The 13,860-nt window shown below is 69.8% G+C and carries 10 protein-coding genes; 4 read left to right on the top strand and 6 right to left on the bottom strand.

The window, feature by feature from the left end:
• Positions 1-148 precede the first annotated feature (148 nt).
• The 4 genes from PCA_RS00460 to PCA_RS00445 all read left to right on the top strand — a co-directional run bounded on the left by PCA_RS00460 (position 149) and on the right by PCA_RS00445 (position 4,344).
• The gene (locus PCA_RS00460; protein WP_181300144.1) at positions 149-964 is read left to right on the top strand and encodes a glycosyltransferase family 2 protein; all 816 of its coding nucleotides are present in this window, start codon (positions 149-151) and stop codon (positions 962-964) included.
• A 230-nt stretch (positions 965-1,194) separates the two neighbouring features.
• Positions 1,195-2,232, top strand: a complete 1,038-nt coding sequence (locus PCA_RS00455) for a CDP-glycerol glycerophosphotransferase family protein (protein ID WP_181300143.1) — start codon at positions 1,195-1,197, stop codon at positions 2,230-2,232.
• Between the two features lie 67 nt (positions 2,233-2,299).
• A complete protein-coding gene (locus PCA_RS00450) occupies positions 2,300-4,027 on the top strand; it encodes a glycosyltransferase family 39 protein (RefSeq protein ID WP_181300142.1) in 1,728 nt (575 codons plus the stop codon).
• Positions 4,024-4,344: a hypothetical protein gene (locus PCA_RS00445; protein WP_181300141.1), complete on the top strand. Its 321-nt coding sequence runs from the start codon at positions 4,024-4,026 to the stop codon at positions 4,342-4,344. Before PCA_RS00450 ends, PCA_RS00445 begins: the two co-directional genes overlap by 4 nt.
• Positions 4,345-4,364: 20 nt before the next feature.
• Here the strand turns inward: PCA_RS00445 and PCA_RS00440 are convergent, their stop codons facing one another.
• From PCA_RS00440 to PCA_RS00415, 6 genes are all read right to left on the bottom strand, one after another.
• A complete protein-coding gene (locus PCA_RS00440; RefSeq protein WP_181300140.1) occupies positions 4,365-5,042 on the bottom strand; it encodes a YoaK family protein in 678 nt (225 codons plus the stop codon).
• A 59-nt stretch (positions 5,043-5,101) separates the two neighbouring features.
• Positions 5,102-6,481 (bottom strand): nitrogen regulation protein NR(I), encoded by a 1,380-nt coding sequence (gene ntrC / locus PCA_RS00435; protein WP_181300139.1) that lies wholly within the window; start codon positions 6,479-6,481, stop codon positions 5,102-5,104.
• Positions 6,474-7,481 (bottom strand): ATP-binding protein, encoded by a 1,008-nt coding sequence (locus PCA_RS00430; protein ID WP_181300138.1) that lies wholly within the window; start codon positions 7,479-7,481, stop codon positions 6,474-6,476. The genes ntrC and PCA_RS00430 overlap by 8 nt, the downstream gene beginning before the upstream one ends.
• Positions 7,482-7,520: 39 nt before the next feature.
• Positions 7,521-8,885, bottom strand: a complete 1,365-nt coding sequence (locus PCA_RS00425) for a hypothetical protein (RefSeq protein ID WP_181300137.1) — start codon at positions 8,883-8,885, stop codon at positions 7,521-7,523.
• Between the two features lie 55 nt (positions 8,886-8,940).
• Positions 8,941-10,743 carry a sulfotransferase family protein gene (locus PCA_RS00420; protein ID WP_255436567.1) on the bottom strand — a complete coding sequence of 601 codons (1,803 nt, stop codon included), beginning with the start codon at positions 10,741-10,743 and terminating at the stop codon, positions 8,941-8,943.
• 193 nt (positions 10,744-10,936) lie between these two features.
• On the bottom strand, positions 10,937-13,774 hold the full coding sequence (locus tag PCA_RS00415; protein ID WP_181300135.1) for a TonB-dependent receptor: 2,838 nt from the start codon (positions 13,772-13,774) through the stop codon (positions 10,937-10,939).
• Positions 13,775-13,860: the final 86 nt, after the last annotated feature.

Raw genomic sequence — 13,860 nt, 5'->3', positions numbered from 1 at the left:
CGCACCGCAGTGACACGGGCATGACACGGTGACCGCCGCATCATGCCCGCCGCCACCTGAAACCCAGCCCACCGGGGGGCATCGGCAGGCGGGAAACGTCGACCCGGTCTCATCGGGGCGGCGGGGCGCGGGCGGCTAGAATGCCGCCATGCCCATCCTGCCGATCACCCTCGCCGTCATCACCCGCAACGAGGCGGCCTGCATCGCGCGCTGCCTGGACAGCGTGCCGTTCGCGGCCGAGAAGCTGGTGGTGGACTCCGGCAGCGAGGACGACACCGTGGCGATCGCGCAGGCGCACGGCGCGCGCGTGGTGCACCAGGACTGGCTGGGCTTCGGCCCGCAGCGCAACTTCGCCACCACCCAATGCAGCCACGACTGGATCCTGGTGCTGGACGCCGACGAGGCGCTGTCGCCCGAACTCGCCGCCGAGCTGGAACGCAAGCTGCCCGCGCTGATGGCCGGCGCGGCGCCCGCCGCGTGGCTGCGCCGCCGCACGATCTACATGGGCCGGGCCATGCGCTGGTACCGGCCCAGCGTGGGCGAGAAGCTGGCCCGGCTCTACCATCGCGACCGCGCCCGCTGGAGCGACGTGCGGGTGCACGAGTCGCTGCGCTTCGAGGGCAGTGCGCCCACCTTCGACGCGCCGTTCGACCACGCCAACAACCCCACCCTGGTGCACAAGCAGCTCAAGGTGCTGCGCTACGCCGAGCTGAAATGCCGCGACTGGCTGGACAAGGGCAAGCCCGCCCGGATGTGGCAGGCGCCGTTCGTCTACCTGCTGGCCTTCCTCAAGGACTATGTGTTCCGGCTGGCCTGCCTGGACGGCTGGCGCGGCTTCGTGATCGCGCAGACCGCGGCCAGCTACGCGCTGTACAAGCGCATGCGCTATTACGAGATGGTGAACAACCCCGCGTCGGTCGCGGAAGCGACCGACGCATTGAACAAGCACCATATCGAGCGCTGATCTCAACGAGACTGCAAAGCCGAAAGTTGCGGAACCGCATAGCACGTTCGCCTCCTCTCCCCTCCGGGGAGAGGATTGAGGTGAGGGGATCAAGGCTTGCCCAGCACTGGTCAAAGTCTGCTTTGCCCTGATGCGACGTCCCGGCCAGAACCGCCCCTCACCCCAGCCCTCTCCCCGAAGGGTAGAGGGAGAAAAGCTAAGCTATGCACCTCGCCCGAACCACCAGCCCCATGCCCAAGCACTATCTCCTCTACGGCTCCGAGCGCTACGCGCTGGCCATCCTGCGGCCGATCCAGGCGGCGATACGCGCGCGCGGCGACGAGGCGGCCTGGTTCTTCGACGGCCCCGGCGCGGAAGACCTGCACGCCGACGAGCGCCTGCTCACGGTGGCCGAAGTGCGCGCGTGGAAGCCGCTGGCGGTGATCACCTCGTCCAACGCGGTGCCGCACTTCTTCCCCGGCGTGAAGGTGGAGACGTTCCACGGCTTCGACGCGGGCAAGCCGCGGCACATCTACGTGCGCGGCTTCTTCGACCTCTACTGCACCACCGGCCCGCGCGACACCGCGCAGTTCCAGGCCATCGCCGACCAGCTCGGCCACTTCAGCGTGATCGAGACGGGCTTTCCGAAGATCGACCCCTTCATGCGCGAACTCGGCGGCGCCGTACCGCCGGTGCGCACGCCGCCGGCGATCCTCTACCACTCCACCTTCTCGCCCTCGTGGAGCGCCGCCGAGACGCTGTACGAGGAGGTGAAGCGGCTGTCGCGCGACGGCCGCTGGCGCTGGATCGTCAGCTTCCACCCGAAGATGAACCCGGACACGGTGGCGAAGTTCAAGGCGCTGCAGAACGACTACCTGGGCTTCGCCGAGAACGACAACATCCTGGAGCTGTTCGGCCAGGTGGACATGATGTGCTCGGATACGTCCTCCGCGCTCAACGAGTTCCTGCTCACCGGCAAGCCGGTGGTGACGTTCGACAACCGGCGCCCCGGCCCGCAGCTGATCGACATCCACGACGCGAAGGATTTCGAGCCCGCGATCGAGCGGGCGCTGAGCCGGCCGCCGGAGCTGATGGCCGCGATCCGCGCCTATGCCGACGCGATCCACCCCTACCGCGACGGCCGCTCCAGCGAGCGCGTGCTGGACGCCATCGATACCTTCGTCGCCCGCGGCGGCCGGAACCGCCGCGCCAAGCCCTGGAACCTGTGGCGCAAGCTGAAGATCCGCCGCCGCATCGGCTACTGGGGCCCTGCGCGCACCGGCAAGTGAACACGGATGCGGCCCCGCGTCGCGGCTCCCCGCTAGAATCCCGCCGACCCCCCGCCCGAATGCCGCCGTGACCCTGACCTCCTACAGCCGCTCCGAACACCTGCGCTCGCTCTGGCCGTGGCTGCCGCTGTGGACGGTGGCGGCCCTGCTGGCGATCTTCGCGCACGGCCCCATGCCGCTGTATTCCACGCGCACGCTGGCGGTGGCGTGGGAGATGTGGACCCAGCACCACTGGCTGGTGCCGCACATCAACGGCGAGCCCTACAGCGAGAAGGCGCCGCTGCTGTTCTGGCTGATCCAGGCCGGCTGGGCCGTGTTCGGCGTGAGCGACGTGTGGCCGCGGGTGCTGGAGGTGATCTTCGGCGGCGCCCAGCTGGTGCTGATATCGCTGCTGGCGCGGCGGCTGTTTCCCGCCCGGCCGTGGATGGCGAAGGCCGCGCCGTGGAGCCTGCTGGCGCTGTCGTACGCGTTCCTGTTCGGCCTGCAGATCATGTACGACGTGCTGCTGGCGGTGTGGACGCTGGGCGCGCTGCTGTGCCTGGTGCCTGGCGCGCGCCGCACGCAGCCGCGCTGGTGGCTGTTCGGCGTGTGCATCGGCCTGGGCCTGCTCACCAAGGGCCCGGTGATGCTGCTGCACGTGCTGTTCCCGTGGCTGCTGGGCCCGCTGTGGAGCGACGCGGCCAGGGCGCAGCGCGCCCGCTGGTACGGCTGCGGCGCGCTGGCGGTGCTGCTGGGGCTGGCGATGCTGCTGGCCTGGGCGGTACCCGCCGGTTTCTCCGGCGGCGATGCCTACATGCACCGGTTGTTCTTCAGCCAGACCGCCGCCCGGGTGGTGCATGGCGTGGAGACGGCCGAACCGCTGCAGAGCCATGCCCGTCCGGTGCTGTGGTACGTGCTGTCGCTGCCGCTGCTGCTGTTCCCGTTCTTCGGCTGGCCGCGCGCGTGGGTGGCGCTGGCCACGCTGCGCCGGCCGCTGGAACCGGGCCTGCGCTTCGCGCTGTGCTGGGTGCTGCCGACGTTCCTGCTGTTCTCGGTGATCCGCGGCAAGCAGTCCTACTACCTGCTGCCGGAACTGGCCGGCACCATGCTGCTGATGTGCGGGGCGATCGCCACGCTGCGCGAACGCCGGCCGAAGCTCGCCAGCACCGCCTGGCTGGGCACCTGGCCGCTGGCGGTGGGCAGCCTGGTGTTCGCGCTGCTGCTGTTCCTGCTGCCCAACCTGGTGGCGGGCGACTACCTGCACGGCGAATGGCCGGACACCACCGCGCCGTACAGCCGCTACTTCGCCGTGGTGTTCCTGTTGCTGGGCCTGTTGCTGCTGCTGCGCGGTCGCGGCGAACTGCGCCGGCTGGCGGTGGCGGGGCTGGTCGGCACGCTGGCACTGAACACCTTGTTCACCCTGACCATGTGGCCGCGCTACGAACTGCGTCCCACCGCGCAGATGCTGGGCGCGGCGGACCAGCAAGGCCGCGCGCTGGCCTACTACGGCAGCTACGACGGCCAGTTCCATTTCCAGGGCCGCCTGACCCGTCCGCTAGTGGAACTGCGCGGCGAGGCGGAGCTGACCGCGTTCGCCAAGGCGCATCCAGATGGCCTGGTGGTGGAGCACCCGCACGCGCTGAACGCGCAGATCATGCGCTACGCGCTGCTGGTGCAGCCGTTCCGCTCCACCTGGCTGGTGGTATGGCCCGCGACCACGCTGGCCGCCCTGCGCAGCGGCGCCACCCCGCCCGAGCCGGCCCAGCCGCCCCAGGTGTACGGCGCCGACGGCGGACGCACGCGCGCGCAGCCATGAGCAAGGACGCGCTGCTCGCCAGCCTGCGCGGCCAGTGCGGCGGCCCGCGCGACGGCGCGCTGCTGCGCTACGCGCTGGGCAACGCGCTGCTGGAAGCCGGCGACCTCGTGCAGGCCGGCGAGGAACTGCAGCATGCGCTGCGCTTCGACCCGCGCTACTCCGCCGCCTGGAAGCTGCTGGGCAAGGCCCGCCTCGCCGCCGGCGATTCCGCCGGTGCCGCTGTCGCCTGGCGCGACGGCATCGCCGCGGCGCGCGGGCGCGGCGACAAGCAGGCGGAGAAGGAGATGACGGTGTTCCTGCGCCGGCTGGAGCGCTGAAGACGCGCGTCGGTGTCGCTTCAGCGCGCGGCGCCCAGCGAATACTGCCGGTACAGGCCGTAGCACAGGCCGCAGACCCCGGTAAGCGCGGCGGGAATCAGCACGGCGTGCTCCTGCAGGCGCGCGAACAGCAGCGCGCCGATGGCGCTGCCGAAGATGAAGGTGGACGCCACCACCACGCACACGCGCAGGCGCAGCATGTCCACCGGCAGGCCGCGCAGCAGGTGGCCCAGGTAGATGCCCAGGTCGGTGAAGATGCCGGTCACGTGGGTGGTTCGCACCACGGCGCCGCTGTACGCGCTGACCATGCCGTTCTGCAGGCCCATCGCGACCGAGGCCAGGTAGAGTCCGGCCGAATGGGCGCCGTCCAGCAGCGGCACCGCCGCGAACAGCAGCAGTGATTCCAGCGTCAGCGCCACGCCGTAGCGGCGCCCCAGCTTCAGCGTGCTCTGCTGCACGATGATGCCGCTGAGCATGGTGCCCAGCACGAACGCGGCGATCGCGAGCACCCAATGCAGCGCTTCGCCGCCCTCGCCCTGGCCCACCGCGATACCGAGCAGGCTGGCGTTGCCGGTCATGTTGCTGATCGACTCGTGGCGGAAACCGAGATAGCCGACCGCATTCACCAGCCCGGCGATGAACGCGAGCGCGGCCGTGCCGAACCATGCCCAGCGGGGCAACTGACGCAGCAACGGCATGACTCAGCTCTCTCTCGCGACGGTCGACATCCGCCCATTTTACCAAGAGCCCGCAGCCCTCAGCGGCGGCGCGTCCGCGATGCGCCCAGTTTGCGCGTCAAGGTGTTGCGTCCCACGCCCAGCGCGGCGGCGGCGTGCTGGCGATGGCCGCCGTGCGCCGCCAGCGCGGCTTCCAGCAGCACGCGATCCAGCGCTTCGCGCGCCCGCGTGTGGATGTCGGCCTCGTCGTCGGCCAGCGCCTGCGCGGCCCAGTGGCGCAAGGCGTCGGTCCAGTCGCCGCCGCCGGCCGCCGACGGCGGCGTGCCCAGGTCCGCCGCGAGGATTTCCACGCCCGGCGCGATCACCGCGAGGCGGCGGCACAGGTTTTCCAGTTCGCGCACGTTGCCGGGGAAGTCGCGCTGCGCCAGCGCCTTCAGCGCAGGCTTCGCGAAACGCCTGGGCGGCAGCTTCAGTTCATGCGTGGCGGCGGCGAGGAAGTGCTGCGCCAGCAGCGGGATGTCGCTGCGCCGCTCGCGCAGCGGCGGCAGCGCGATGCGCACCACGTCGAGGCGGTGCTTGAGGTCGGCGCGGAACTGCCCGGCCGCCACACGCGCGTCGAGGTCCTGGTGGGTGGCGGCCACGATGCGCACGTCGCAGCGGATCAGCTCGCGCCCGCCCACACGGTAGAACTCGCCGCCGGCCAGCACGCGCAACAGGCGCGTCTGCAGCGCCAGCGGCATGTCGCCGATCTCGTCCAGGAACAGCGTGCCGCCCTCGGCCTGCTCGAAGCGCCCCGTCACGCGCCGTTGCGCGCCGGTGAACGCGCCGGCCTCGTGGCCGAACAGTTCGCTCTCCAGCAACTCGCTGGGGATGGCCGCGGTGTTCAGCGCCACGAACGGCCGCTGGCGGCGCGCGCTTTCCTCGTGCAGCGCGCGCGCCACCAGTTCCTTGCCGGTGCCGGTTTCGCCGGTGACCAGCACGTTGAGGTCGCTGGCCGCCACGCGCCCGATCAGGCGGAACACCTCGCGCATGGCCGCGCTCTCGCCCAGCAGCGCATGCGCGGGCACCGGTTCCGCGGCGGGCGGTGCGGGCAGTACCGCACGATCGGCCAGCACGCGCTGCACCGTGGCCACGGCCTGGTCCAGGTCGAACGGTTTGGCGAGATAGTCCGCCGCGCCCGCGCGGTACGCCGCCGCGGTGGTCGCCACGTCGGTGAACGCGCTCATCACGATCACCGGGCCGACGCCTTGCCGCTGCAACTCTTCCAGCAGCTGCAGCCCGCTGCTGCCCGGCATGCGCACGTCGGTGAGCAGCAGCGCGGGGCGCCGCTTGCGCAAGGCCTCGTGCACGGCTGCGGACGCATCGAACTCGCGCACCGCGAGGCCGGCTTCGCGCAGCGCCGCCGCCAGCACGAAGCGCACGCCGCGGTCGTCGTCGACGATCCAGATTTCGTCACTCATGGCCACGCTCCAGCGGCAGGTACAGCGAAAATACGGTCTCGCCGGGACGGCTGGCGCAGCGCAGTTCGCCGCCGTGTTCCAGCGCGATCTCGCGCGACAGCGCCAGGCCCAGGCCGGTGCCTTCGACGCGGCCGGACACCAGCGGCTCGAACAGCGTGTCGCGCAGTTCCGCCGGCACGCCGGGGCCGTCGTCGACCACGTCCACGCGCAGCACGCCGCGCAGCATCCGCGCGCCGGCGCGCACGCCGTGTTCGGCGCGCGTGCGCAGGGTGAGCGTGCGGGCGCCGGCTTCCACCGCGTTGCGCGCGAGGTTCAGCAGCACCTGCTGCAGCCGCCCCGCGTCGCCCCGCACGTCGGGCAGGCTGGGATCGAAGTCCTGCTGCAGCCGCGGCGGCGCGGGTTCCGCCTGCAGCAACTCGGCCAGGCGGTCCAGCAGCTGGTGGATGTTCACCATGCCCACCTGCGCGGCGTCGTGATGAAGAAGCCGGTTCGCCAGGGCGGCGAGGCGGTCGGCCTCGTCGATGATGAGGCCGGCCAGCGCCTGCAGCTCGGCGCCCTCGACCCGGCGCTGCAGCAGCTGGGCCGCGCCGCGCAGGCCAGCCAGCGGGTTCTTCACCTCGTGCGCGAAACCGCGCAGCGTGGCGGACAGCGGCGACGCCGCCAGCGAATGCGGCGCCAGCGCGTGCACCTCCAGCAACAGGCCGCCCGCGCCGTCCGGCTGCAGGCCGAGGTCGGCCTGCAGCGTGCGCTCGTCGAAGGTGGACAGCGCCACCTCGCGCAGTTGCACGAAACGCGCCTCGTCCAGCGCACGCCGCACCTGGGCCAGGTCGTCCGGCGCGCCCAGCCACAGCGCCAGCGGCTGCCCGGTCGCGCGACGCATGCCGCTGCCCAGCAACTCGGCCAGCGCGGAGTTCAGCCAGCGCACGCGCAGGTCCGAGTCGACCAGAGCCACTCCGGTCGCCAGCTGTTCCGCCCATGCCTGCCACGGCTGCACGTTCATTGCACCATCATGGTACATGCGCCTGAATGGTGCAACAGCTTATTTCGGCAGCGGCAACACCAGTTCGCTGCGGCCGGAATGTGGCGCGTGGTAGCGCATGTGCAGCTGGCGGCCATCCGGGTCGATGCGGATCTCGCGGTCGCCGCCCGCGCGCAGCAGCGGCAATGCCCGCACCAGTTGCTCCTGCCACTCCGCGGCGGTGCCGGCGCTGCCGCGCGTGCGCAGCAGCCATGCAGTCACGCGCAGGCCGGCGGCGTAGTCTTCGTTGCGCATCGCGTATTGCGCGTACTGTTCGCGAGCCGAGGCGCCGACGCGGGCGAGGATCACTCCGCCGGCATTCGCGACCAGATCGAACAGGTCGTAGCGCACCGCCGCCGCGTTTTCCATGGAGAGCACCCGGTCCGCGAGCGCCGCGGCCTGCACGTCCGGCCGGCAAGCCCACGCATAGGCCGGCGCGAGCAGGCGGCGCATGCCTTGCGGATCGATCGCCAGGCGATAAGCCTGCTGCGCGTAGCGACGATCGCGGTCGGGGTGGAGCGGCGTCGCACCGATGCCGGCAATGGTCTCGAACTCGTATTGCATCGGCGCGCACAGGCTGACGTCCAGCGGCGCAGGTGCCGCGAAGGCCTGCGTGCATGCCTCCGACACCGGCTCGGCGGACGGCCGTTCCCGCAGCATGCCGGCCAGCGCGTGCTCGTCCGCCTCCATCCATGCGTTCGCGACCATGGCGGCGACCAGCGAGTTGGTGTGCGCATGCAGGCGGCGCACGCTGGCGGCCTGCCGGCAGACGGCAGTCAACGCCTCCGTCGGCCGACCATCCACGAACGCCACCGCCGCCGCCGTGAGCAGCAGGTCTTCCGTGTTCGTGAAGGCGGGCAAGCGCGTGTACATGTAGGTGTCGGGCGGCAGGTCGCTCCAGAGCACGTCCGCGTTGTTGATGGCTTCGATCTGTGCGATCCGGCCGGCCTGGCGCGCCAGCAGATCGCGCAGCGGCTGGCCGCCGGCGCGCGCCTTGGCGAGGCAATCGTCCTCGCGGGGCGCGCAGAGCAGCCCACGATCCGCGGCGCTGACGACCGCGCGCTTCGGATACCGTGCAGCGACCACCGGCTCCCAGACGCCCGCCCCGGGCGAGGACTGGGCCATCTGGCGGCGGACCCACTCCTGCATGCCCGCGCGTTCCTCCGCGTACGTCGCATCGATGCGCTCGGCCGGCACCTCGTAATCCAGCAGCCACAGCGCGGCCCAGGCATTGCGACCGGGCGGCGGCGGCGCGGCTTGCAACAGCGCCAGCGCCTCGGCTTGCGCCGGCGTGGGCGGGCGCAGGCGGCCCCATGCAAAAGCCGCGACGAGTACGACCACCAGGGTGCCGACGATCCAGGCCACCCACTTCAATGCATCCCGCATGGCATTCCCCCTTTCCTGTGTGTCTTGCTGCAGGCGCGGGCTGTCCCGGCCCGGCTCACGCCTCGTAGCCCAGCCGTTCCATCATCGGCCGCAGTATCGGCAGCACCGGCTCGAAATGTTCGCGGTAGGCCTGCCAGCGGCCGACCGCGTTGCGATGGATGCCTTGCGTCACCTGCGCGTAGCTGGGCGTGCTGATGTAGCCCTTCGCCTTTGCGTGTTCGGCGAAGCGCGCCAGCGGCGCGGTGTCTTCGATGCCGAGGAAACCGCCCAGCCGCGCGATGTGTTCGTCGAAGCGGCTCACCACCGATTCGTAGCGCCACTCCAGCACGCGCGGCGCGAACACTTCCACGTGCGACAGCCATTGCTCGAAGGCCTGCACATAGCCGCGCGCCAGCCGCGGCAGGGAGGAGCACAGCGTCATGAAGGACGGCGACCGGAACGGCAGCATGTAGCAGCTCAGCAGCACGTCGCAGGGATGGCGCAGGCACAGGATGAAGCGCGCCTCCGGATACAGGCGCGCCATCATCGGCAGGCTCAGCATGTTGAGCGGGTTCTTGTCGACGAGGCGGGCATGGCCGAGGCCGGGCAGCACCCCGGCGACCATGCCGTCGTAGGCCTCGCGCAGCATGCGCGTCTCGTCGGCCTGCAGCGTCGCCAGATCGTCCGGATAGGCCTGCCCCACGTGCTCCATGCGTTCGATCAGGTCGTAGATGAAGGCGCGCTCGTCCATCGAACGGAAATCGGGGTGCGCATCGATCATCTGTTCCAGCAAGGTGGTGCCGGAGCGCGGGAACCCGACCACGAACACCGGACTCTGCCCGGCGCGCGGCGCGGGCAGCGCGGACCACGCATCGTGGGCGCGGCGCGTGACGCGGTGCCCGGCCATGGGCAGCGACTGGGCATGTTCGTCGAGCAGGTGCGGCACGATGTGGCGCACGCCTTCGCACTGCAGGACATGCGCGAGCTGCAGCGCTTCCCACGCCTGCTTGTGCTGGCGCAGCTTGTCGCGCGCGGCGGCGAGGCCGAAGGCGGCGGCGACGCGCAGCTCGGCGAGCGGCGCATGGTCGAGGACGTATTGCCAGAGGTCGGCGGCGTCGCCGTGCTCGCCTTCGCGCGCCAGAAGCGTGGCGCGCACGCTCCAGATGCGGCAACGCACCGGCTCGTGCCCGGCAGGCAAGGCGGCGATGGCGTCCAGCGGCAACAGCGCCAGTTCGGCCCTGGCCTTGTCCAGCCGATTGCCGCGCTCATGCAGGGATGCGCGCATGGCGGTGATGCGCCAGGCGTGAAAGAGACCTTCTTCGCCCCTGGACAGGATCGCCTTGTCCAGCAGGTCGAACGCGACGGACTGCTCGCCGCGCGCGGAGAGCATGGTGGCCAGCGACAGCGCCTGCTCGGCCGGCTGGGGCGGCCAGTGCGCCACGTCCTGCAGCATGGCTTCCTCGCCCGGCAGGTCGCCGCAGACATGGCAGGCGAGCGCGCCCTGCAGGCGGGCGTCGATGAAACCGGGGGCGTGTTCCACCGCGTCGAACTGGCACTGGCGCGCCTCGCGCCAGCGCCCCTGCCGGGCCAGCAGCAGGCCATGGTTGTGATGGAACTGCGCGTTGCCGGGGGACAGCTTCAAGGCCTGTCCGAACGCCTGCCCGGCTTCGGCGAGCGCTCCGCTCAACTGCGCCGTGATGGCGAGGTTGTTCCAGTAGTCGGGTACCGCCGGATATTCCTGCACGAGCCGGCGAAAACAGGCGGCGGCCTCGCTGTCGCGTCCGTTTGCATGCAGCGCCAGGCCGAGCAGCAAGCGCACGGTTTCGTGTGCGGCTTCCGGCGCCGGCAGGGACTGCGCCATGGCGATGACCGCGGCCATGTCGCCGTTCCGGTATGCGGATGCGATGCGTTGCAGGGTTTGCTCGCCAGCGGGGAACGGAGACGACGCGTGATCGGTCATGGCGGGCGGGTGCGTTGAGTCGTGCCGCCATCATGCAGCAAAAAGCGGGGGCTGGCCCCCGCTTTCTGCGACTGCCATCCATGGCAGCGCCTTCCAACCAGCGCCGGAGCCGTCAGAACTTCAGCGTGGCGCGTGCCCAGTAGTAGCGGCCGATCGTGTCGTAGGTCGCCGTGTCGACGTTGTAGTTCATGCCGCTCTGGTAGATCAGCGGCGGCAGGCGGTCGGACAGGTTGTCCACGCCCACGTCGAACGTCGTGTGGATCGACGGCACGGCGTAACCCAGCTTGATCGAATGGTACGCAGCCGAGGCTTTCGAGAGGCTGCCGGGGACGTCGTAGTACGCATTCAGCAGGGTGAAGTGGCCGATGTAGCGCGTCTGCCACTGGGCGCTCCAGTTGCCGCGCACCCAGTTCAGCGTCGCCGAACCGCGCCAGCGGGCCAGGTTGCCGAACTGTGCCGAGTACGTGCCGGCGTAGTCCTGGCTGGCCGTACCGGGCATGCCGATGCGGTAGGTGCTGGTGTAGGTGCTGTTGAAGGTCAGCTTGAAGTTGCCGGGATCGACGGTGCCGACATCGAAGTGCGGAAGCACGTAGTTGACGTTGAAGTCGATGCCGCTGGTGCTCAGGCTGCCCAGGTTCACTTCCGGCGTGTAGATGTAGTACAGCGCGCCCGGCGTGGCGCTCGTGGCCGGATTGCGGTTGATGTACGCGCAGTACGGGCTGGCGTCATTGCCCTGGCAGACGTTCAGGACGGTCTGCGCGCTGACCGCCTGCAGGTAGTCGGACAGGTTGATGCGCCAGAAGTCCAGCGTGCTCGACAAGCCATTGGCCCAGCTCGGCGAATACACCAGGCCGTAGCTGAAGGACTTGCCGTGTTCCGGGCGCAGCTTGGTGCCGGCGAGCGCGCCGCCCTGGTACAGGGCGGTGATCTGCGCGGCGTAACCCACCGAGTAGCCGACCGGCACGTTCTGGCAGAGGTTGGCATGCTGGGCCAACTGGGCCGCACTGAGGTTCTGGCACGGGTCGGTGACGGTCGGGTTGAGGACGGTCAGCCCGTCGTACAGCTCGTCCAGGTTCGGCGCGCGGAACACCTGCGATACGGTGCCGCGCACGAGCAGGTCGTCGATCGGCTTCCACTCCACGGCCACCTTCTTGTTGGTGGTGGTGCCGGTGGTGGTGTAGTCGGACGAACGGATGCCGATGTCCAGGTTCAGCGACTTGGCGAACGGCGCATCGCTGAGCAGCGGGATGAAAGCCTCGGCGTACAGCTCCTTGACGTTGAAGCTGCCGTGGCCGGGCGACGCGCAACCTTCGGCAGCGATGTCGCAGTTGAGCGTCGACGGATTGAGGATGGCGTCGCTGGTGACCTGGTAGTCCATCTGCTCCTTGCGGTACAGCGCGCCCGCGGAGAGCTGGACGGCGCCGGCCGGCAGGTCCCACAGCTCGCCCGAGGCGTTGAACGAGACCTGCTTGGAACTGTTGTTCTTGGAGTAGACCGGGTCGTCCGTCACCGAGGTGGGCAGCGTGGTCTGGTCGAAGATGTTGGCGCCCGAATCGATCGCCGCCTGCAAGCCGGCCACGTTGAGTTCGTTGTGGTTCTTCTGCACGCGCTCGGAGTGGCCGTAGTTGAGGTCCAGGTCCCAGGTCCAGCTGCTGCTGCCGAACTTGCCGCGCAGGCCCGTGATCACGCTGTACGTGTTGGTGCGGAACGTGTGCAGGCGATCGCCCGCGCCGGTGAGACGGGTGTTGTAGGCGCCGCCCGTGCAATTGGGGAGGCTGGTGTTGCAGAACGGTATGCCGAACGGGTTGTTGGGGTTGTTCGCGGCGATCGTCCAGCCGTCGCCGGTGCTGGTCGGCTCCGGCGCGTCCATGCCGGCCGAATCGGTGTGGTTGTAGAACGCGTCGGCGTACCAGGTCAGGCTGTCGTTGATCTTGTAGTTGCCCAGCACGAACACGCTGGTGCGCTCCTGCGACGTCTGGATGTAGTTGAAGGCGTTGTAGTTGTAGTAGTCCGAATTGGCGAAGCAGCGGTAGTCGCCCAGCGACGAACCGGAGCCCGAGCCGCGCGTGAGGCGGCTGCAGCCGAACTGGTCCTGCAGCGCGCCGGCGGGCAGCGTCACCTTGCCGGTCGGGATGTTGGACGAGCCTTCCGCCTGCAGGCCGGAGCTGTACAGGTAGTACTGGTGCGAGGAGAAGCCGCGCTGGCTGGCCAGGATGGAGTTGTACTTGTTGTAGTTGATGCCGCCGACGACATTGCCCTGCTCGCCGCTGGCTCCCACGGTGAAGGTGGCGCCGTGGCGCTGCCCGTCGCCGTGGCTGGAAATGCCGTCGTTGACGCTCAGTTCGCCGCCTTGGAAATCCTTGCGCAGGATGAAGTTCGCGACGCCGCCGATCGCGTCGGAGCCGTAGGCCGTGGTGGCGCCTTCGGCCAGCACGTCCACGCGCTCGATCATGTTGGACGGGATCATGTTGAGGTCGGGGTTGGCCATGCGCTGGCCGTCGATCAGCATCAGCGTGCGGGTGAACCCGAGGCCGCGCAGCGACAGGCGGGAAGCGCCATCGCCGCCTTCGAGGGTGGGACTGGCGATGCCGCCGCCATTGCTGTTGTTCGATGGGTTGGTCGCCTGGCCGGAAAAACTCGGCAGGGCCTGCAGCACGTTGCCCAGGGTGGGATTGCCGTTGTTGGTGAGTGCCGTCCTGTCTAGGGTCACCACGGGACTGGCCGTTTCGGCATCCACGCGGCGGATCAGCGAACCGGTGACGACCACGGCTTGCAGGTTCTTGGCCTGGGCGGCCTTGGCCTTGCCGGTGTCGCCGCCCTGCGCGTTGTTCTCCTGCCCGCTCCCCGTGCCCTGGCCGGTGTCCTGTGCCCAGGCGAGGCCTGCCGTCGAGACCAGCCCGAGCGACAACGCCAGACGTACGGCCAGTGAAAGGCGATTCTGGTTTCTCATGTTTTTTTGTACCCCTCAAATGACTAGGGCAACGCCTCCGCGTTGCCCTAGTGCGCTTCAACAGGCGCGGACGGACCTTATCCGCG

Source organism: Rhodanobacter sp. PCA2 (genome assembly GCF_013620825.1).
Taxonomy (GTDB): Bacteria; Pseudomonadota; Gammaproteobacteria; order Xanthomonadales; family Rhodanobacteraceae; genus Rhodanobacter_A.
Note: the sequence above shows the minus strand (reverse complement) of the source record. Positions and strands in the feature narration are given on the sequence as shown.